General features: G+C 66.3%; 18 protein-coding genes and 1 pseudogene. 12 read left to right on the top strand and 7 right to left on the bottom strand.

All coding sequences use genetic code 11. The annotated features are described in order from the left end of the window. Positions 1-118 precede the first annotated feature (118 nt). Positions 119-361: a DUF6566 family protein gene (locus ABIC50_RS13945; RefSeq protein WP_011660491.1), complete on the top strand. Its 243-nt coding sequence runs from the start codon at positions 119-121 to the stop codon at positions 359-361. A gap of 124 nt (positions 362-485) precedes the next feature. Here the strand turns inward: ABIC50_RS13945 and ABIC50_RS13940 are convergent, their stop codons facing one another. Further along, positions 486-1,160 (bottom strand): HAD family hydrolase, encoded by a 675-nt coding sequence (locus tag ABIC50_RS13940; protein ID WP_105832417.1) that lies wholly within the window; start codon positions 1,158-1,160, stop codon positions 486-488. A 193-nt stretch (positions 1,161-1,353) separates the two neighbouring features. Between ABIC50_RS13940 and ABIC50_RS13935 the strand changes: the two genes are divergently transcribed. Further along, positions 1,354-2,538 carry a sugar transporter gene (locus ABIC50_RS13935; RefSeq protein ID WP_354164702.1) on the top strand — a complete coding sequence of 395 codons (1,185 nt, stop codon included), beginning with the start codon at positions 1,354-1,356 and terminating at the stop codon, positions 2,536-2,538. 273 nt (positions 2,539-2,811) lie between these two features. Here ABIC50_RS13935 and ABIC50_RS13930 read toward each other — a convergent pair whose 3' ends face one another. The 3 genes from ABIC50_RS13930 to ABIC50_RS13920 all read right to left on the bottom strand — a co-directional run bounded on the left by ABIC50_RS13930 (position 2,812) and on the right by ABIC50_RS13920 (position 6,777). Then, positions 2,812-3,981 (bottom strand): helix-turn-helix domain-containing protein, encoded by a 1,170-nt coding sequence (locus ABIC50_RS13930; RefSeq protein ID WP_354164699.1) that lies wholly within the window; start codon positions 3,979-3,981, stop codon positions 2,812-2,814. A gap of 163 nt (positions 3,982-4,144) precedes the next feature. Next, complete coding sequence (locus ABIC50_RS13925) at positions 4,145-5,272, bottom strand: NAD(P)-dependent alcohol dehydrogenase (RefSeq protein WP_354164697.1); 1,128 nt, start codon at positions 5,270-5,272, stop codon at positions 4,145-4,147. 14 nt (positions 5,273-5,286) lie between these two features. After that, on the bottom strand, positions 5,287-6,777 hold the full coding sequence (locus ABIC50_RS13920; protein ID WP_354164695.1) for a benzaldehyde dehydrogenase: 1,491 nt from the start codon (positions 6,775-6,777) through the stop codon (positions 5,287-5,289). Between the two features lie 989 nt (positions 6,778-7,766). Between ABIC50_RS13920 and ABIC50_RS13915 the strand changes: the two genes are divergently transcribed. The 10 genes from ABIC50_RS13915 to ABIC50_RS13870 all read left to right on the top strand — a co-directional run bounded on the left by ABIC50_RS13915 (position 7,767) and on the right by ABIC50_RS13870 (position 16,205). After that, positions 7,767-8,270, top strand: a complete 504-nt coding sequence (locus ABIC50_RS13915; protein ID WP_175736740.1) for a hypothetical protein — start codon at positions 7,767-7,769, stop codon at positions 8,268-8,270. A 264-nt stretch (positions 8,271-8,534) separates the two neighbouring features. Beyond that, positions 8,535-8,939, top strand: coding sequence for a hypothetical protein (locus ABIC50_RS13910; RefSeq protein WP_354164693.1), 405 nt, complete (start codon positions 8,535-8,537; stop codon positions 8,937-8,939). Positions 8,940-9,411: 472 nt separating this feature from the next. Next, positions 9,412-10,548, top strand: coding sequence for a muconate/chloromuconate family cycloisomerase (locus ABIC50_RS13905; RefSeq protein WP_354164690.1), 1,137 nt, complete (start codon positions 9,412-9,414; stop codon positions 10,546-10,548). Between the two features lie 34 nt (positions 10,549-10,582). Beyond that, positions 10,583-10,870, top strand: a complete 288-nt coding sequence (gene catC, locus ABIC50_RS13900) for a muconolactone Delta-isomerase (protein ID WP_354164687.1) — start codon at positions 10,583-10,585, stop codon at positions 10,868-10,870. Positions 10,871-10,945: 75 nt separating this feature from the next. Beyond that, complete coding sequence (gene catA, locus ABIC50_RS13895; RefSeq protein ID WP_354164685.1) at positions 10,946-11,899, top strand: catechol 1,2-dioxygenase; 954 nt, start codon at positions 10,946-10,948, stop codon at positions 11,897-11,899. A 116-nt stretch (positions 11,900-12,015) separates the two neighbouring features. After that, on the top strand, positions 12,016-13,374 hold the full coding sequence (locus ABIC50_RS13890; protein ID WP_354164682.1) for a Rieske 2Fe-2S domain-containing protein: 1,359 nt from the start codon (positions 12,016-12,018) through the stop codon (positions 13,372-13,374). Beyond that, positions 13,371-13,859, top strand: a complete 489-nt coding sequence (benB, locus tag ABIC50_RS13885) for a benzoate 1,2-dioxygenase small subunit (protein WP_006753839.1) — start codon at positions 13,371-13,373, stop codon at positions 13,857-13,859. Before ABIC50_RS13890 ends, benB begins: the two co-directional genes overlap by 4 nt. 38 nt (positions 13,860-13,897) lie before the next feature. Continuing rightward, complete coding sequence (gene benC, locus ABIC50_RS13880; protein WP_354164679.1) at positions 13,898-14,923, top strand: benzoate 1,2-dioxygenase electron transfer component BenC; 1,026 nt, start codon at positions 13,898-13,900, stop codon at positions 14,921-14,923. Further along, a complete protein-coding gene (gene benD / locus ABIC50_RS13875) occupies positions 14,920-15,696 on the top strand; it encodes a benzoate diol dehydrogenase BenD (protein WP_175704675.1) in 777 nt (258 codons plus the stop codon). Before benC ends, benD begins: the two co-directional genes overlap by 4 nt. A gap of 116 nt (positions 15,697-15,812) precedes the next feature. Further along, the gene (locus ABIC50_RS13870; protein WP_175679518.1) at positions 15,813-16,205 is read left to right on the top strand and encodes a RidA family protein; all 393 of its coding nucleotides are present in this window, start codon (positions 15,813-15,815) and stop codon (positions 16,203-16,205) included. On the opposite strand, the pseudogene ABIC50_RS13865 reads toward ABIC50_RS13870, so the two are convergent. From ABIC50_RS13865 to ABIC50_RS13855, 3 genes and pseudogenes are all read right to left on the bottom strand, one after another. Beyond that, positions 16,205-16,303 (bottom strand): annotated as a pseudogene (locus ABIC50_RS13865) (SDR family NAD(P)-dependent oxidoreductase); the annotation flags it as partial. The gene ABIC50_RS13870 and the pseudogene ABIC50_RS13865 overlap by 1 nt on opposite strands. 35 nt (positions 16,304-16,338) lie before the next feature. After that, a complete protein-coding gene (locus ABIC50_RS13860) occupies positions 16,339-19,476 on the bottom strand; it encodes an efflux RND transporter permease subunit (RefSeq protein ID WP_354164677.1) in 3,138 nt (1,045 codons plus the stop codon). Further along, on the bottom strand, positions 19,473-20,582 hold the full coding sequence (locus ABIC50_RS13855; protein ID WP_354164674.1) for an efflux RND transporter periplasmic adaptor subunit: 1,110 nt from the start codon (positions 20,580-20,582) through the stop codon (positions 19,473-19,475). Before ABIC50_RS13855 ends, ABIC50_RS13860 begins: the two co-directional genes overlap by 4 nt. Positions 20,583-20,621: the final 39 nt, after the last annotated feature.

Here is a 20,621-nt window from a genome sequence, read left to right as displayed (position 1 = left end):
CCGTGCCGGATCGGCCGATACCGGGCACGCCGCGTGCGCGCGGGGCCGGCGGCGCGCGCGGCGATCATGCGGCGCGCATTTTTTGCATCTTTATCGCAGATAAGTACAGGGGGCCAGGATGCAACATCAACAGGACGCACAGGTTCGCGACCCGTATCGCGGCCACGAGATTCGCGTATGGGCGCGCCGCAACGCGCGGGGTGCGTGGGACGACGAGGTGCAGGTGTATGTCGACGGCGCGCGCATCGAGTTGTACGTACCGGAGCCGGCCGGCACGGAGTGGCTGACCGAGGACGAGGCGCTGCGGGCGGGCGTCGAGCGCGGGCGCTATCTGGTCGACAAGCGCGTCGACGACGACTGATCCCGCCGGCACGGTGTTCGCACGCGCGTCCGGCATGGAGGCGCGTGCCCGCCGAGGGGAACGAAGTCGGGGAAGGCGATCGCGGGGAAGTCGGCCGATGCGGGTCGGCCGGACGATTCAGGCGTTACGGCCGCGCCGCGATCTCATCCAGATGCCACAGCAGATCCGCCGGATCGTCATACACGCGCAGCGCGCCCGCGCGTTCGAGCTCGTCGCTGCCGTAACCGCCCGACAGCAGCCCGACGCCGAGCGCCCGGCAGCGGCTCGCGGCGAGCATGTCCCAGATGCTGTCGCCGACCACGACCGTATGTTCGATCGGCACGTTCAGTTTCGCGGCGGCGGTCAGGAACAGGTCGGGATCCGGCTTCGCGTACTTCACCTGATCGCGCGTGACGACCACGTTCTTCTCCGGATCGACGCCGAGCGCCTCCAGATTGATCGCGGCGGTTTCCATCCGTCCGCTGGTCGCGATCGCCCAGCGAATGCCGGCATTCGTCAGCGCGGCCAGCAGCTCGCGCGCACCCGGCAGCGGCCGGACCTGCGCGCGCAGCCGCTGATACGCGGCCGCGTGCAGCCGCGCGAGCCGCTCGACGCGCTCGGCGTCGATGTCGCCGGCCGTCTCGCGCAGCAGCTGGTTCAGGAACAGGCCACCGCTCATCCCGATCTTGCGGTGGATGCGCCACACCGACAGCTCGATGCCCTCGGCATCGAGCGCTTCCTTCCACGCGAGCACGTGCTGATAGACGCTGTCGACGAGCGTGCCGTCGAGATCGAACAGAAATGACGTTTCAATGCGCATGTAAATCTCCTGGCCCGATGGCGTTCGGGCGATTCGTTCGGGGAAAGTGGATTCGACACATTATCGGCGCACGGCCGTGTCATTGCCGTGTTCGCGCATCGCGGCCGGCAGCGGCGTTTCAAGCGCCGCTGGTACAATCGCGCCGATGCGCCGGGCCGGCTGCCCGCGCCACCAACCTTCGTCGAATTCCCGTATGGCAACCCCGGACGCCGTCAGTTCCGAACAGTCGTGGTGGGGCGTTCTGGCCCTGGCACTCACTGCCTTCATCTTCAATACCACCGAATTCGTGCCCGTCGCGCTGCTGAGCGCGATCGGCGACAGCCTGCAGATGCAGCCGACCGCCGTCGGCCTGATGCTGACGATCTACGCGTGGACAGTCGCCGTCGTGTCGCTGCCGCTGACGTTCGTCACGCGTCACGTCGAGCGGCGCAAGCTGCTGAGCTGCGCGCTGCTGGTGTTCATCGGCAGCCATGTCCTCACCGGCGTCGCGTGGAATTTCACGGTGCTGATGCTCGGCCGGCTCGGCATCGCGTGCGCGCATGCGGTGTTCTGGTCGATTTCCGTTCCGCTGGCCGTGCGGCTCGCGCCGAGCGACCGCAAAAGCCGCGCGCTCGGCCTGCTGGCGATGGGCACGGCGACCGCGATGGTCGCCGGCATTCCGCTCGGGCGCGTGATCGGCGAGGCGCTCGGCTGGCGCGTCACGTTCCTCGTGATCGGCGGCGCGGCGGCCGTCGCGTTGCTGGCGCTGCGCATGACGCTGCCGACGCTCCCCAGCCAGGGCGCCGGCTCGCTCGCGAGCATCGGCACGTTCCTGCGCAAGCCGGCGCTGGTGTCGCTGTACGCGATCACCGTGCTGGTGATTTCCGCGCACTTCACGTCGTATACGTATATCGAGCCGTTCGTGCAGAGCGTCAATCATGCGAGCAGCAGCCGGATTACCTACGTGCTGATCCTGTTCGGCGTCGCCGGCGTGCCGGCCGCGCTCTGCTTCAACCGCGTGTTTCCGGAGCGGCCGGCCGATTTCCTGATCGCGTCGATCATCGCGTTGTCGGCCTGTCTGCTGATCCTGTTCCCGAGCGCGCTGAACATCGTCACGCTGTCCGTTCACACGCTGGTGTGGGGCGGCGCGATCGTCTGCTTCGGTCTCGCGATGCAGGCGTGGGTGCTGAAGCTGGCGCCCGAGGCGACCGATCTCGCCGTGTCGATCTTTTCCGGGCTGTACAACGTGGGGATCGGCGCGGGTGCGCTGCTCGGCAACCATATCGCCGGCGCGTTCGGGCTGCCGTGGATCGGCACGTTCGGCGGGGTGGTCGGGATCTTCTCGGCCGGGATCGCGTGGGCCGCGTTGCGGCTGCATGAGCGGCGGGCGGTGGCGTAGCGGGCCGATTCTCCGTCGCGCCGGCGATTGACGATCACGCCGCCATGGCGGCATCGACCTGTCGTGCTCGACGATTGCGGCGGCGGGTCCGTTCCCTGATCCAGCGAATACCCGAGCAAGCGGTTCGCGACGGGGGATGCGACGGCGGCGATCGGGTTCGCAAGGAATCGGGCAGGGCGATGGCGTGGCCGCCATCGTTTCATGCTTATCGCCGCACGCCGCACGCCGCACGCCGCACGCCGCACGCCGCACGGCCGCACGTTCTACGCCGCGTCAATGCAGCCCGTCAGTCCCGATCCCCGCAGCTTCGAGCCGCCTGAGCTTCGCATACAGCGTCGTGCGTGAAATGCCGAGTTGTCGCGCGGCCGCCGACACATTGCCGTCGTGTTCGCGGAGCGCGCGGCGGATGGCTTCGAGCGACTGTTCGTGCAGGCTTGCCTGCGGGCTCGCGGCCGCCGCCGCGGTGCATACATCGGCGGCGTCTTCGAGCACGTCGGCGTGGCGCGCCGTCGTCGCCCGATCGAGCGGCGCGCGCAGCGTGCGCACCCATACGTGGCTACCATCGTCGCGCGCGATTCGCTGCGGCGTGCGCGCCGGGGTCAGCAAACGACGCTGTTGCGCGGGCGTCGCGCCGGGAAACAGTTGCCGGAGGTCGTACGGCGCGACCGGCCCTGCGGGCGCGAGATCGAGCATCTGCCGGGCAAGCCGGCTCACCGCGCGCACGCGGCCCGCTCCGTCGAGCGCGATGACGCCGGCGAGCGGCGTGCCGAGCCAGCGCGGATCATGCTGGACCTGCAGCAGATGGCAGTCGCGCAACATCGCATACAGCCGCTGCTCGGCGGACAGCGCCGCGTGCCGGAACTGCTCGCGCAGCTGCATGACGTTGCGCCGGCCGATGCCGGTGATGTCGAGCGCGCCGATCACTTCACCGTCGAGGCCGACCAGCGGCACCGCGAGGCAGAATACCCGCGAGAACTCGTCGAGATAGTGCTGGGCGCCCGCGACGACGGCCTCGGCGCCGTCGTGAATCACGCAGCTCGGCGCGGTCGTGCCGATGTTCGGTTCGACGATCCGGCGGCCGGCGACGATCGGCGTCAGCAGCGCGTCGTCGCATTGCGGGCTGCGCCGCGCATGCACGATCGTGCCTCGCGGATTGACGCAGAAGATCGTCCAATCGCGGCCGCCGAACGCCGCCCACAGCGGCTCGATCTCCTGGGCGACGCAACGGTAGAGCCGCCGGTCCGCGCGCGATTCGTCGAGCTCGCGCTGCATTTCATAGCGGGCGTGTTGCCATGGCCGCAGCCCGGCGTCGCGCGAACGCAGCCACGAGCGCGCGACGCTGGCCGGCAACGCCGTTTCGGGCAGCGGCTCACCCGCGGCGAACCGGGCGCGGAGCCGGTCGAGGTCGACCAGCCGTGCAGGAGATTCAGGGGCTGTATTCACACATGCGCTCCATGTGGGTCGAATGGCCGGGCCAGGCATGCCGGCCGGCGTGTCGCGCGAATGCGTAATATAGCCCGGTGCCCGAAGCGGGGTATCGTCGTGCGGTGCAAGGGCGCAGCGTGCCGTCGATTTGCATCGGGATGCCGCTGGCGGCACCCCGCGCTCAATGCGGCAATCGCAGGATCGGTTTGAGCGTGATGCCGCTGCTGCTGTCCGCGGCGGCCTGGTTGATCTGCTCGAGCGGATAGAACTTCACCAGCCGGTCGAATGGAAACCGGCCTTGCAGATGCAGCTGCACGAGTTGCGGAATGAACGTCTGCGGCACGCTGTCGCCTTCGACGATCCCGCGGATCGTGTGGCCGCCGAGCAGCAGGCTGTTCACGTCGAATTCGGCCTTCGTGCCGAGCTTCGGCGCGCCGACCACACCCATCGTGCCGCGCGAGCCGAGCGCGTCGATCCCTTGCGACAGCACGGCCGGCAGCCCCGTCGATTCGAGCGCGTAGTCGACACCGCCGCCGGTGATCTCGCGGATCGCGTCGGCGACGTCCACTTCCTTGCTGTTGAGCGCATGCGTCGCGCCGAGTTCCAGCGCCAGCGCGAGCCGCGACGGCACGATGTCGACGGCAATGATCGTCGTCGCGCCGGCGATACGCGCGGCCATCACGGCGCTCATTCCGACCGCGCCGGCGCCGAAGCTCGCGAAGCTGCTGCCCGTGCGTACCGCGAGCGAATTGATCACCGCGCCCGCGCCGGTCTGGATCCCGCAGCCGAGAGGGCCGAGCAGTTCGAGCGGCGCTTCCTTCGGCACCTTGATCGCGTTGTTCTCGCGCGCGAGCGCGTAGCTCGCGAACGACGACTGCGCGAAGAAATGATCGTGCAGCGGTTCGCCCGCTGCGTCGCGGATGGCCGTCTGTCCGTCGGCATCGGCACCGCCGAAGTTCAGCGCGAAGAACTGCCGGCAATACGCGCCGTGACCGCCGACGCACGACGCGCAATGGCCGCACGCGCCGTAGGTCAGCACGACGTGATCGCCGGCGGCGAGCGTCTTCACGTTCGGGCCGACCGCCTCGACCACGCCGGCGCCTTCGTGACCGAGCACGGCCGGCAGCGGCACCGGATAGTACTGGTCGCGCACGATCAGGTCGGTGTGGCACAGGCCCGTCGCGACGACGCGCACCAGCACCTCGTCGCCGCGCGGCGCGCGGATTCGGGCCGGTTCGATCGAGAAGGGCGCGCCGGCGGCGCGGGCGACGGCCGCGGTGACGGCGCGCGTATCGTTTTCGGTATACATGGTCGGTTTCCTCGTCAAATCGGATACAGCGGCGCTTCGCCCTTGATCGTGAGCCACTGCCACTGCGTGAATTCTTCCCAGTTTGCCGCACCGCCGATGCTCGAGCCATTGCCCGATGCGCCGACGCCGCCGAACGGGTTGATCGCTTCGTCGTTGACCGTCTGGTCGTTGATGTGCAGCAGCCCGGTATTCAGCCGCTCGCCGATCCTCAGCGCACGGCCGACGTCGGCGGACAGGACCGCCATCGACAGCCCGTATTCGGTCCGGTTCGCGAGCGCGATCGCGTCTTCGTCGGTATCGAATGGCACGACGATCGCGACCGGCCCGAAAATCTCCTCGTCGAACGCCGGATTGCCAGGCGCGACGCCGCTCAGCACGGTCGGCTCGAAGAACAGGTCGCGATAGCCGCCGCCCGTCTCGACGCGTGCGCCGGCGCGACGAGCCGCGTCGACCACGCTCGCCGCATGGTCGCGTTGCGCGGCGTTGATCAGCGGGCCGAGGCCGACGTCGCCGCTGGCCGGATCGCCGACGCGCAGGCTTTGCGCCTTCTCGACGAGCTTCGCGACGAAGCGGTCGTGAATCGCGCGCTGCACGAGCACGCGGCCGGTCGCCATGCAGATCTGGCCTTGATGCAGATACGCGCCCCATGCGGTGTTCGCGACCGCGCGGTCGAGATCGGCATCGTCGAGCACGATCAGCGAATTCTTGCCGCCGAGTTCCAGCGACACCTTCTTCAGATGGCGGCCGGCCGCTTCGCCGACCTTGCGCCCGGCCGCGGTCGAGCCGGTGAACTGGATCATTGCGACATGCGGATCGGCGACCAGCGCGGCACCGGCCGCGCCATCGCCGGGCAGCACGTGCAGCACGCCTGCCGGCAAGCCGGCGAGCTCGAACACGCGCGCGATCGCGACGCCGCCGCACACGGCGGTACGTGGATCGGGCTTCAGCACGACTGCGTTACCGAGCGCGAGCGCCGGCGCGACCGCGCGCATCGCGAGGTACAGCGGGAAGTTGAACGGCGAGATCACGCCGACAACGCCGCGCGGGCGGCGACGCGCGAGCGACAGCCGGCCGGCCGCCGACGGCAGCACCTCGCCGGCCGCGCGCGACGGCAACCCGGCCGCTTCGTGCATTGCCATGATCGTGACCGACGTTTCGAACGATGCCTTCGCGCGCGTCGAGCCGCTTTCGCGCACGAGCCAGTCGACGATTGCATCGAAGTGCGTTTCGGCGACGGCCGCCGTGCGACGCAGGATCGCCGCACGCTCGTCGTACGGCAGGCCGAACCATGCGGGCTGCGCGCGATGCGCGGCGGCCGACGCGTCGGCGATGGCCGCGCCGTCGGCGAGACCGATGCGGCCCAGCGTGTTGCCGGTCGCCGGTTCGATTACGTCGGCGGCGTGCGCGCTCGCGTGCCAGCGTCCGTTGAAGGTCTTGCCGCGCCAGATGTCGGCGTCGAAGAGGGCGGTGTTGGTGGTGGTGCTGGTGCTGGTGCTGCTATCCATTTACGCTCCTGGGGAAATTCGGATCGGCCGGATCGGGTGTTGCTGGGGGCTTGGGTGTCGACCGGCATGCGGGCGAGGGTAGGCAGGGGCGGCGGAAGGGGGCTATACGGGTTTGTTCCCACCCGCCGGGGCTGCGCGGGGCGTGGGGCGTTTGTGGTTATGTGTGCGGAAATTGAACAGTCGTTGCGCGGATGGTTGCCGTTTGCGGGCTGATGACACTGCGTGGATTGCACCCGAAGCCGTCTTCCGACGCCTGTTGACGACAATGGCTAGTACCGGATCCTCTCCGGACGTTTGAATAAGGCGTCACCTCTGCGACTGCATCGTCGGCATAGCGTGTATTACGTGCAACTCAAACGCGAACTTATTCGCAGATTCGATAATTGTGAAAATATACGCTTTGTCGTTCTTCTATTAATAATAGGTGAATTCCGGCCTGCGGCGATACAAATTTTTAAGTATAGATTGGGCTGCACATAAGTTATGCGCCAACATGGAGCGCGAAACTTCCTCAAGCAAAAAAGAAATTTCTAGTTCACGGCCTTTCTTTTTCTATACTTTCTAATCGTTGATTGGCAACGCCAATAAAATTCCGAAGTGAATATTATTAATATGAAGCGCGATTTTCGCCATGGCTTTGACGTGTCTGCTGACTATTGCGGAACAAAGCAAGGCCGAGAGCCAGGCGCGGGGCGAGCATCCTTTTCGCGTGGTCAGCGATCAGTCAGGTCGCGGTAAGGTGCGCTACAAAGGTCCGACGATGAGTACTGCCCTGAGTGCGTAAAGCGATTCAGGAGAGAGACCAAACTCGGCTCATTTTCGCGAAAACATTCCCGGCGCGTATTTTATATCACGATTTTAATTTCTGGATTAAGTCGAAAACCTCACCGACAAAAAGGTGATTGATCGGTGCTTCCTTAATCTGATGAAAGGAGAAAAATGGTAATTAGCAAGCCGGTTATTTATCAATAGCTTCTTGGAGAACAAGCATGAAGAATCTAGCTTTGATTGCATTGACAGCGGTGCTGGTCGCTCCCGCGGCATGGGCCGAAACCAATGCCGCCGATGGGCCCAGTGGAGCGCATTTTGCAACTGCTGCGCCGGTATGCACCGTAGATCAATCCACTCTGGATGTCAGTTGTACCGGGGCTACCATCGGGGGGATCGGCCACACGAATGCGACAGCGAACCTGTCGGCGACTTACTCGGGCACCGTACAGTGCAGAAACCATGGCGGTCAGGTCGTTGACGTGAAGACGCAGGTCACGGATGCTGCTTCGTCGGGAAAGCTGATCGCGTCCAAGAACGGGCAAATCGTCGTGCCGCCGCTCGGTGTGGTGGCGCCGACGGCGCAACAGTTACTTGCCAATGCCAGCTGCCCCAACGGGAACTGGACCAAGCAGCTTACCGCGGGCCCGGCCCTCGCGAATTTCGTCTATACGATCACCTTCGCGGGCTTCAGCGGGCCTTATTTTAGCCTCGTGGGTCCTTGATTGACGTGGCACAGGCTTCGGCACATTCCACTGAACGGGAAGACCCCGACATTAGCGAGAACGCCCTAAGCCATAGGATGGGCGTGCCAGCATCCGCTGGCACGTCTGCAATCGGCGGCGACTACCAGTGCCGTCATTTCCTACGGTGCAACGCCCACTTTTTCCTGAATCATCGGATCCTTGGTCATGCAACACGATGTTCACCCTGGTTGCCGCGCGTGGCATGTCCCACATGCAGCGCGCTATTTTGTGCACGCTCGGTCGATGCTGCTGTTTAGTCTGCTGATCACCGGATGCAGCGGAGGGGATTCCGCTCCACCATCAACGGCAGCTCCGCAGCAAGCTTCGTCGGGAGTGGGCCCCTTGGCGGCGCATGGCACGCCGCCAGGAGGGGAAAAATCGGCACCGTTGGGAGTGGTGGACGAACCTCCCGTGCCGTTGACAGGCTCTGCCAAGATGGTGCAACTCAGCGTGCTACCGCATCTGTCATCGCTGTCCGACCGTGAGAGAGCGGGGTTGCTCATGCTGCTGCCATCCAGGTCGGCATCGCAACGGCTGGCCTTGATTAACATGTATCCCAGCCTGGTCAAGCTCCCGGAGCAGCAAAAGGAACTGTTGCTGGACAACCTAGAAAAAATCGTCCCGGTCACGGTAAGTGAGCGTCAATGACCGCTTCCTTCCGAACGAAGCTTTGGTGCCTTTAACGTCACACCAAAAATGGGCATGCAGGGGACCAACGCAGGGATTTGATGTTGTGCGAGCGGCGGACGAAGGCAGTCCGCATTAAGGCCCACTACCGAATGCCGTAGCCGAAGCCCCCCGGCCAACCCCACCGTTTTGCCCTCAGGAAAACCCTGATCGAGTCAGGCATACCACCCGTTTCAGCCGGTTTTCCCACTGCCGAAAGCAGCCGCATTGCACCTCCACCCACGCGACACCTAGCCCACGCCCGACCAAGCTCCAGCAAGCCTCTTAGCCCGCATACCCAGCAAAACAGGTATGGCGCAGCGCAATATTCCTAGTCGAAAACCCGATTTCAATACCTCCCAGGTATCAAAAACCGCGCCCAAAAGTATTGGACGCTCCATTTCGCCGCCGCGTATAAATCCGTTCCATGAACTCCCCACACGCAGCGCACCCCATGTCCCCGATCACGATCGAACGCATTGAAACCAGCCTCGTCGACCTGCCGACGATCCGTCCGCACAAGCTGTCGGTCGCCACCATGCACGGCCAGACGCTGATGCTGGTAAAGGTGCTCTGCAGCGACGGCGTGACGGGCCTCGGCGAAGGCACGACGATCGCCGGGATGGCCTACGGCCCGGAAAGTCCCGAAGCGATGAAGCTCGCGATCGACACGTACCTCGCGCCGGCGATCATCGGCCAGGATGCGACGCGCATCCAGACGCTGATGGCGTTCCTCGGCAAGCTCGCGAAGGTCAATCACTTCGCGAAGAGCGCGCTCGAAACCGCGCTGCTCGACGCGCACGGCAAGCGCCTGGGCGTACCGGTCAGCGAGCTGCTCGGCGGTCGCCGGCGTGATCGTCTGCCGGTCGCGTGGACGCTCGCATCGGGCAACACGGCGACCGATATCGCCGAGGCCGAGCGGATGCTCGACCTGCGCCGCCACAACGTGTTCAAGCTGAAGATCGGCGCGAAGCCGCTCGCCGACGACATCCGGCACGTGGCCGAAATCAAGCGGGCGCTCGGCGAGCGCGCGTCGGTGCGCGTCGACGTGAACATGGCCTGGAGCGAAACGCAGGCGGCGCGCGCGATTCCGGCGCTGGCCGATGCCGGTTGCGAACTCGTCGAGCAGCCGGTGGCGTCGGCCGCGGCGCTCGCACGGCTGATGCGCCGCTTCCCGGTCGCGCTGATGGCCGATGAAATCCTGCAGGGCCCGGACAGCGCGTTCGAGATCGCGAAGCATCACGGCGCGGACGTGTTCGCGATCAAGATCGAGCAGAGCGGCGGCCTCTTTGCCGCGCAGCGCGTCGCGGCGATCGCGGATGCGGCCGGCATCGAGCTGTACGGCGGCACGATGCTCGAAGGCGCGTTCAGCACGGTCGCGTCCGCGCATCTGTTCGCGAGCTTCGCGAACCTGCAGTGGGGAACCGAACTGTTCGGACCACTATTGATCACCGAAGAAATCCTCACGACCCCGCTCGACTACAGCGATTTCGAATTGACCGTGCCGAGCGGCCCGGGCCTCGGCATCGAACTCGACGAAGCGAAGGTCGCGCGCTTCACCCGAGACGGGCTGACGAAAGTCTCCCGCTAACCCGCGCTAACCGATTACGTATCAGGACATCACGATGATTTTCCACGTACGCATGGACGTCAACCTGCCGGCCGATCTGCCCGCCGCGGTCGCCGACGAGATCAAGGCCCGCGAGAAGGCGTACTCGCAGGCATTGCAGCGCAGCGGCAAGTGGCGCCACATCTGGCGCATCGCAGGCGAGTACGCGAACTACAGCGTGTTCGACGTGTCGGGCAACGCCGAGCTGCACGACATCCTGACCGGCCTGCCGCTGTTTCCGTACATGAAGATTTCGGTGACGCCGTTGTGTCGCCACCCGTCGTCGATACACGACGACGTTTGAGCCACGGAGCCGCTCGTTCTCCGACAGCGAGCACCCCGGGTCACGATTCCCCTAAATACACGTGGAGACACCATCATGAGCGTCAAAGTTTTCGATACGAAGGAAGTGCAGGATCTGCTGAAGGCCGCGTCGAACGCGGGCACGAACGGCGCGAACGGCACGAACGGCGGCAACGCGCGCACGCAGCAGATCGTCCAGCGGCTGCTCGGCGACCTGTTCAAGGCGATCGACGATCTCGACATCACGCCCGACGAAGTGTGGGCCGGCGTGAACTACCTGAACAAGCTCGGCCAGGACGGCGAAGCGGCGCTGCTCGCGGCCGGCCTCGGCCTCGAGAAGTATCTCGACATCCGGATGGACGCCGAGGACGAGGCGATTGGTCTCGACGGCGGCACGCCGCGCACGATCGAAGGCCCGCTGTATGTCGCCGGCGCACCGGTGCGCGAAGGCGTCGCGAAGATCGACCTCGACGCGGACGAAGGCGCGGGCCCGCTCGTGATCCACGGCACGGTCACGGGGCTCGACGGCAAGCCGGTGGCCGGCGCGCTGGTCGAATGCTGGCACGCGAACTCGCACGGCTTCTATTCGCACTTCGACCCGACCGGCAAGCAGAGCGATTTCAACCTGCGCGGCGCGGTGAAGACGGGCGCGGACGGCAAGTACGAATTCCGCACGCTGATGCCGGTCGGCTACGGCTGCCCGCCGCAGGGCGCGACGCAGCAGCTGCTGGATCGCCTCGGCCGTCACGGCAACCGCCCGGCGCACGTGCACTTCTTCGTGACCAGCGACGGCCACCGCAAGCTGACGACGCAGTTCAACATCGACGGCGACCCGCTGATCTGGGATGACTTCGCGTATGCGACGCGCGAGGAGCTGATTCCGCCCGTGACGACCAAGACCGGCGGCGCCGCGCTCGGGCTGAAGGCCGACGCGTATCAGGACATCGAGTTCAACTTCGTCCTGACGCCGCGCGTCGAGGGCAAGGACAACCAGATCGTCGAACGCCTGCGCGCTTCCGCCACGGCATAACCGCCCGCCGGCCCGGCGGCGCGCATGCGCCGCCGCCGCCCGGGCTCCCGCGAGATTCAATCGATACCGATGCGAGCGTGCTTGCAGGACCCGGCACGCGCACAGGAGGAACCAACATGTCCGCCACGATCGACCCCACCACCGAACTGGACCACCTGCTCGCCACCGCCGTGCAGGACGACAAGGAAGCCGGCGTGTTCCGCTGCCGCCGCGACATCTTCACGAACGAGGCGCTGTACGCGCTCGAGATGAAGCACATCTTCGAGCGCAACTGGGTGTACCTCGCGCACGAGAGCCAGATCCCGAACAACAACGATTACTACACGACGTGGATCGGCCGCCAGCCGGTCGTCATCACGCGCGACAAGGCCGGCGAGCTGCACGCGGTGATCAATGCCTGTGCGCACAAGGGCGCGATGCTGTGCCGCCGCAAGCACGGCAACAAGGGCAGCTTCACGTGCCCGTTCCACGGCTGGACCTTCTCGAACACCGGCAAGCTGCTGAAGGTGAAGGACGAGAAGACGACCGAGTATCCGGTGCAGTTCAACACGCACGGCTCGCACGACCTGAAGAAGGTCGCGCGCTTCCAGAGCTATCGCGGCTTCCTGTTCGGCAGCCTCAGCGACGACGTGCTGCCGCTCGAGGACTACCTCGGCGAGGCGCGCGTGATCATCGACCAGATCGTCGACCAGGCGCCGAACGGGCTCGAAGTGCTGCGCGGCAACTCCTCCTACATCTACGAAGGCAACTGGAAGATGCAGATGGAGAACGGCTGCGACGGCTATCACGTGAGCACCGTGCACTGGAACTACGCGGCGACGATGGGCCGCCGCAAGGAAGACGGCACCAAGGCCGTCGATGCGAACAGCTGGAGCAAGTCGGTCGCGGGCGTGTACGGCTTCGACAACGGCCACATCCTGCTGTGGACCAAGACGATGAACCCGGAAGTGCGGCCCGTGTACCAGCACCGCGACGAGATCGAGGCGCGCGTGGGCGCAGTGCAGGCCGACTTCATCGTGAACCAGACGCGCAACCTGTGCGTGTACCCGAACGTGTTCCTGATGGACCAGTTCAGCACGCAGATCCGCGTGGTGCGTCCGCTCGGCGTCGACAAGACCGAAGTCAGCATCTTCTGCTTCGCGCCGAAGGGCGAGAGCGAAGCGGACCGCACGACGCGAATCCGCCAGTACGAGGATTTCTTCAACGTGACCGGGATGGGCACGGCCGACGATCTCGAGGAATTCCGCGCATGCCAGGCCGGCTACGCGGGCATCACGGCGATGTGGAACGACCTGTCGCGCGGCGCGCCGCTGTGGATCCACGGGCCGGACGAGAACGCGAAGAAGATGGGGCTGAACCCGCGCATTTCGGGCGAGCGCAGCGAGGACGAAGGGCTGTTCGTGTGCCAGCACGAACACTGGGTGCACGTGATGCGTGATGCCCTGAAGAAGGAACGCGGGGAGGTGACGGCATGAACATCGATTACCGGACCATTTGCGCGGCGCTGTATCGCGAAGCGCGCCTGCTCGACGATCGCGAGTGGGACGAGTGGCTGACCTGCTACACGGAGGACGTCACGTACTGGATGCCCGCGTGGGACGACGACGACCGGCCGACCGACGATCCGCAAAGCGAGATCTCGCTGATGTACTACGCGGATCGCGGCGGCCTCGAGGATCGCGTGTTCCGGATCAAGACCGAGCGCAGCGGCGCGTCGACGCCCGAGCCGCGCACCAGCCACAACGTGACGAACGTCGAGGTGCTGGCCGAGCGCGACGGCGAAGTGGACGTGCGCTACAACTTCGACACGCTCAACCATCGCTACCGCGTGACCGATCACTACTTCGGCACGATGTTCGTCACGCTGCGCAAGGTGAACGACGCGCTGCTGATCTCGCACAAGAAGATCGTGCTGAAGAACGACTATATCCGGCAGGTGCTCGACGTGTATCACGTCTGACGCCGATTGTTTCGACAGTAACCGAGGGAGACGAGGTCATGTCCACCTACAAGATTGCACTGAACTTCGAGGACGGGGTCACCCGCTTCATCGACTGCAAGGCCGGCGAGAAGGTGCTCGACGCCGCGTTTCGCGCGAAGATCAACCTGCCGATGGACTGCTCCGACGGCGTGTGCGGCACCTGCAAGTGCCGCGCGGAAAGCGGCAGCTACGACCTCGGCGACGACTACATCGACGCCGCGCTCACCGAGGACGAGAAGGACGGCGGCCTCGTGCTGACGTGCCAGATGGTGCCGCAAAGCGATTGCGTGATCGCGGTGCCGACCTCGTCGGTCGCGTGCAAGACCGGCCACAGCGCGTTTGCCGCGACCGTGACGCGGGTCGAGCCGCACAACGATGCGGCGATCGTGCTCGAGCTCGACGTCGACGCGGCCGCGCCGGTGTTCCTGCCGGGCCAGTACGTGAACATCGGCGTGCCGGGCAGCGGCCAGTACCGGTCGTATTCATTCTCGTCCGCGCCGGGCGACACGAAGGTCGGATTTCTGATCAAGAAGATTCCCGGCGGCGTGATGAGCACGTGGCTCGAATCGGCGGCGCCCGGCGACACGCTCGAGCTGAACGGGCCGCTCGGCAGCTTCTACCTGCGCGACGTCGCGCGGCCGCTGCTGTTCCTCGCGGGCGGCACGGGCCTCGCCCCGTTCCTGTCGATGCTGGAGGTGCTCGCGCGCAGCGGCTCGCAGCAGAAGGTGCACCTGATCTACGGCGTGACGCGCGATCTCGACCTGGTGCTGGTCGACGCGATCGAAGCGTATGCGGCGAAGCTGCCGAACTTCAGCTTCGCGACGGTCGTCGCCGATGCGGCATCGAGCCATGCGCGCAAGGGCTGGGTCACGCAGCACATTCCGGCCGATGCGCTGAACGACGGCGACGTGGACGTCTACCTGTGCGGGCCGCCGCCGATGGTCGATGCGGTGCGCCAGTACTTCGACGACCAGGGCGTGAAGCCCAACAGCTTCCACTACGAGAAGTTCACCCCGAACGTGACGACGGCAAAGGCGGCATGACCATGCAACGATTCTCCGGAAAGGTCGTCGTCGTCACCGGCGCGGCGCAGGGCATCGGCCGCGGCGTCGCGCTGCGCGCGGCGGCCGAGGGCGGCCGCGTGCTGTTCGTCGATCGCGCGGAATTCGTGGCCGAGGTGGCCGCCGAAGCGCCGGGCGGCAACACGGCCGGCTTTGTCGCCGATCTCGAGACCTACGATGGCGCGCACGCGGCGATGGCGTTCGCGGTCGCGACGTTCGGCCGGATCGACGTGCTGATCAACGGGGTCGGCGGCGCGATCCGGATGCGGCCGTTCGCCGAGTTCGAGCCCGCGCAGATCGACGCGGAAATCCGCCGCTCGCTGATGCCGACGCTCTACAGCTGCCACGCGGTGCTACCGCATCTGCTAGCGGGGGGCGGCGGCACGATCGTCAACGTGTCGTCGAACGCGACGCGCGGGATTCGCCGCGTGCCGTACTCGGCCGCGAAGGGCGGCGTCAATGCGCTGACGGCGGCGCTCGCGATGGAATACGCGGAGCACAACATCCGCGTGGTCGCGACCGCGCCCGGCGGCACCGCGGCGCCGCCGCGCCGCGTGCCGCGCAATGCGGCCGGCGACAGCGAGCAGGAACAGGCGTGGATGGCCGAAGCGGTGCGGCAGGTGACCGACTCGACGTTCTTCAAGCGCTACGGCAGCCTCGACGAACAGATCGCGCCGATCCTGTTCCTCGCGTCCGACGAAGCGAGCTACATCACCGGCACGGTGCTGCCGGTCGCGGGCGGCGATACGGGTTGAGCGGCGCACCACTTGCCGAACCGTGCTTCATGCGTGCACACGCCGCAGCCGTGCGGGCACGCTATCCGACACTCACCTAATCGGCCGGCGCCGCGAGCCCGGCCACGGAGACACTCATGCGCGAACGCGAAGCGATCATTCCGGCCGGAATGGAGGCCGTGTACGAAAAAATCGGCTATGCACCGGCGATCAAGGTCGGCGATACCGTCTACGTGTCCGGCCAGATCGGCCGTGACGCCGCGATGCAACTGGTGGAAGGCCGCGAAGCGCAGATCGTGCAGGCGTTCGAGAACCTGAAGCGCGTGCTGGAGGCCGGCGGCGCTTCGCTCGACGATGTGGTCGACCTGACGACCTTCCATACTGACATGCGCGACCTGCCGCTGTTCATGCAGGTGCGCGACCGTTATTTCCATGCGCATCCGCGGCCTGCGTGGACGGCGGTCGGTGCGCACATGCTGGGCGGTTCGCCGGGCTATATCGTCGAGATCAAGGCGGTGGCGGTGCTGTAACCGAACACGCGGCACCCGCGCTTCGCGAACTTCTCGGCGGCGGCGCGCCCGATGCCCGACGACACGCCAGTCACGACGACAACGGTGGGGTTCGACATGGCTGCTTCCTTCGATACGATGAACGGGCTGGGTATCAATCGCGCGCGTCGAGCGCGGGTGCAAGCGTAGGTTCGGGAAGCGACGCCTCGTGTTCGCCACGGCGCGAACCGGCGGCATGGCCGGGCCGGATTCGATACCAGATCGCATACATCGCCGGCAGGAACACCAGCGTGAGGACCGTGCCGGCGAACGTGCCGCCGATCAGCGTGTATGCAAGCGTTCCCCAGAACACCGAATGCGTGAGCGGAATGAACGCGAGCACGGCGGCCATCGCGGTCAGGATGACCGGGCGGGCCCGCTGTACGGTGGCTTCGACGACCGCATGGAACGGGTCCAGCCCCGAGAGTTCGTTCTGATGGATCTGCCCGATCAGGATCAGCGTGTTGCGCATCAGGATCCCCGACAGCGCAATGAGCCCGACCAGCGCGTTGATGCCGAACGGCTGCCCGAACAGGATCAGCGTTGGCACCACGCCGATCAACCCGAGCGGGCTCGTCAGGAACACCATCACCATCGCGGAGATCGAGCGCACCTGGAAGATAATGATGACGAGCGTGATCGCGAGCATGATCGGGAACAGCGGCAGCATCGCCGCGGTCGCCTTGCCCGATTCCTCGATGGAGCCGGCCTGCTCGATCCGGTAACCGCTCGGCAGCTTGTCGGCGATCGGTTGCAGCGCCTTCGTGATCGCGGCCGATACGTCGGGCGGCTGCAAGCCATCGGCGATGTCGCCGCGCACGGTGACAGTCGGCACGCGATCGCGCCAGCGCATGATCGGCTCCTCCATGCGCACGTCGACCTTGCCGACCTGCGACAGCGGAATGTGCTGGCCGTTCGCGCCGACGAGCGTGAAGTCGTCGAGCCGCGCCGGGTCGAGCCGCGTATCGCCGCCCGAACGCGCGATCACCTGCACGGTTCGAATATCCTCGCGCACCGCCGTGACGGGCACACCGGTGAGCAGGAACTGCAGTTGCTGCGCGACCGCGCCCGACGTCAATCCGACCGCCTGCAGGCGATCCTGCTGCAACGTGAAGTGCATCGTCGGCGCGCGCGTGCCCCAGTCGGCATTGACCGTGCGCATCATCGGGCTGCCGGTCATCACGCGCTGAACGTCGGTCGCGATGCCGCGCAGCGTGTCCGGATCGGGGCCCGTGATCCGGTAGGCCACCGGGAACGGCGAATACGGACCGAACACGAGTTGCGTCACGCGCACGCGCGCCTCGGGCGCGAGGCCGTCGGCGATGACTTTTCGTAGTCGCGCCTTCAATGCCTCACGTTCCTTCTGACTGTCGGTGCGCACCACGATCTTCGCGAACGACGGATCGGGCAGCTCCGGCCCCATCGCCAGATAGAAACGCGGCGCACCCTGGCCGACATACGCGGTGACGATCCTCGCTTCCTTCTGTCTGGCGAGCCATGCCTCGACCTTCGACGTGGTGGTGCTGGTCTGCGAAATCGACGTGCCGTACGGCATCTGCACCTCGATCAGCACCTCGGGGCGATCGGAGATGGGGAAAAACTGCTTCTTGACGATCGCCATGCCGAGAATCGCGAGCACGAACAGGCCGACGACCGAACCGGCGACCAGCCATTTGCGGGCGATCACGCGCGTCAGCAACTGGCGGAAGCGGTTGTAGCGGGGCGTGTCGTAGATCGCATCGTGACCGCCTTCGAACTTCTTGAAGTTCGGCAGCATCTTCACGCCGAGGTACGGCGTGAAGGCCACCGCGATGACCCACGACGCGATCAGCGCGATCCCGACGATCCAGAACATGTTGCTGGTGTATTCGCCCGCGGTGGAGCGCGCGAAGCCGTTCGGCATGAAGCCGACCGCGGTCACCAGCGTGCCGGCCAGCATCGGCGCGGCCGTATGGCTCCACGCATAGGCTGACGCGGCCACGCGGTCGTAGCCTTCCTCCATCTTCACGACCATCATTTCGATCGCGATGATCGCGTCGTCGACCAGCAGGCCGAGCGCGAGGATCAGCGAGCCGAGCGTGATGCGGTCGAAGTTCTTGCCGGTCGCGGCCATCACGACGAACACCACGGCGAGCGTCAGCGGCACGGCCGCGGCGACGACGAGCCCCACGCGCCAGCCCATGCTGACGAAGCTCACCAGCATCACCACGAGCAGCGCGGCGAAGAACTTGACCATGAACTCGTCGACGGCGGAGCTGATGTTCACGGACTGGTCGGTCACCTTGGTCAGGCTCATGCCGAGCGGCAGCCCGCTATTGATCGCGCCGACCTCGTGGTCGAGGGCCTTGCCGAGGTCGAGCCCGTTCCAGCCGTCGCGCATCACGATGCCCAGCAGCAGCGCGGGTTCGCCGTTGTTGCGGATCAGGAACGTCGACGGGTCTTCGTAACCGCGCTCGACGGTGGCGATGTCCGACAGTTTCAGCGTGCGGCCCTGCGCGACGATCGGCGTGTCGCGAATCTTCTGCAGCTTGTCGAACGCGCCGTCCACGCGAATGAAGATCTCCGGGCCGCGCGTCTCGACGGAGCCGGCCGGCGTCAGCGCGTTCTGGCCGTTGAGCGCGGCGAACACGTCCTGCGGGCTCACGCCGAGCGTCGCGAGCCGGTCGTGCGACAGCTGGATATAGATGCGCTCCGCCTGCTCGCCGATGATGTCGACCTTCTTCACACCCGGCACGTGCAGCAGCCGCTGGCGCAGCGTCTCCGCGTCGCGCACCAGCAGGCGCTGCGGCTCGCCCTTGGCCTTCAGCGCGAAGAGGGCGAACGTGACGTCCGCATATTCGTCGTTGACCATCGGGCCGATCACGCCCGACGGAAGATCGTTCGCCACGTCGCCGATCTTCTTGCGCGCCTGATAGAACTGCTCCTGCACCTCGGACGGCGGCGTGCTGTCGAGCAACGTCAGCGTCGTGAAGGCCAGGCCGGGGCGCGTGTACGTTTCGGTGCGGTCGTACCAGCGCAGCTCCTGCATGCGCTTTTCGATCTTTTCGGCGACCTGGTCGTGCATTTCCTGCGCGGTCGCGCCGGGCCATGCGGTGACGATGGTCATCACCTTGACCGTGAAAGCCGGGTCTTCCGCGCGGCCGAGCTTGAAGAACGACACGAGCCCGGCGAGCGAAATCAGGCAGATCAGGAACAGCGTGACCGCGCGCTCGCGCACCGCGAGCGCCGACAGGTTGAAGCGGCGCTCGCTCACGGTCGTGCTCCTTCGCTTGCGACCGCGATGGCCTGCGGCGACACGCGGACCGTTTCGCCTTCGCGCAGCAAGTGGGCGCCGAGTGCGACGACGCGCTCGCCTTGCTTCAGCGTGCCGGACACGCGGGCGCTGTCGTCGTCCAGATGCTCGAGCTTGACCGGCCGCCACGCCACCTTGGCCGGATCGCCTGCGACGACCCACACGCCGGGCCCCTTGCCGGCGTCCAGCAGCGCGCCGATCGGCACCTGCAGGCCGGCTTGCGGCGCGCCGTCCGCGATCCGGATCGTTACGGTCGCACCCAGCGGTGCGCCGGCCAACGCACCTTGCAGCACATAGCGCGCTTCGAATGTGCGCGTTCTGGCATCCGCGGTATCGGAAAGCTGGCGCAGCGTCGCGGGAACGCTCGCGTCCTGCTTGCCGAACAGCTCGGCCTGCGCGCTCGACCCGATTGCCGGGCGCAGGGTTTCGGGCAGCTGGATCACGGCCTCGCGGCTGCCGGCGTGCGCGAGCCGCACCACCGGCTGGCCCGCACTGACCACCTGACCGGGCTCGGCGAGGGTTTCCATCACGACGCCATCGCCGTCCGCGACGAGTTCCGCATAGCCCGTCGCATTGCGCGACACGTTCGCGTCGGCCTCGGCGGCACTCAGTTGCGCCTTGGCGGCATCGGCCGCCGCCTTGATCTGGTCATAGGCCGATGCCGATATCGCTCCGGTGCCGCGCAGGTCGCGGTAGCGGGCTTCGTCCTCGGCGGTCTGCCGCGCGCGGGCCCGCGCGGCAGTCACGGCCTCGTCGCGTGCGCGGGCTGCGAGCTTCAGGTCGACGGGGTCGAGCCGCATCAGCGGCTGGCCGCGCCGGACGGTTTGACCGGCGTCGACGAGCCGCTCCTGCACCTTGCCGGAGACCCGGAACCCGAGGTCGCTCTGTACGCGGGCGGCGACGGTGCCAGTAAACGCGCGGGACGCGGGAACGGCCGCCTGCACGACGGCGGTACGCACGAGCGGCGCTTCCGTGCGCGGATCGGAAGGCGCTTTTCCGCTGCACGCGGCTAGCGCGAGCGGCAATGCGGAAGCGACTGCGAGGAGAGCGAGGCGACGCCTGACCATGAAAGACCCAGTGACGAAGTGTTCGGGGCTTTCATTGTG

Origin of the sequence: Burkholderia sp. 567, assembly GCF_040545115.1 — a bacterium.
GTDB lineage: Bacteria > Pseudomonadota > Gammaproteobacteria > Burkholderiales > Burkholderiaceae > Burkholderia > Burkholderia ambifaria.
The sequence above is the reverse complement of the archived record's forward strand: the minus strand, read 5'-3'. Positions and strand labels throughout refer to the sequence as shown.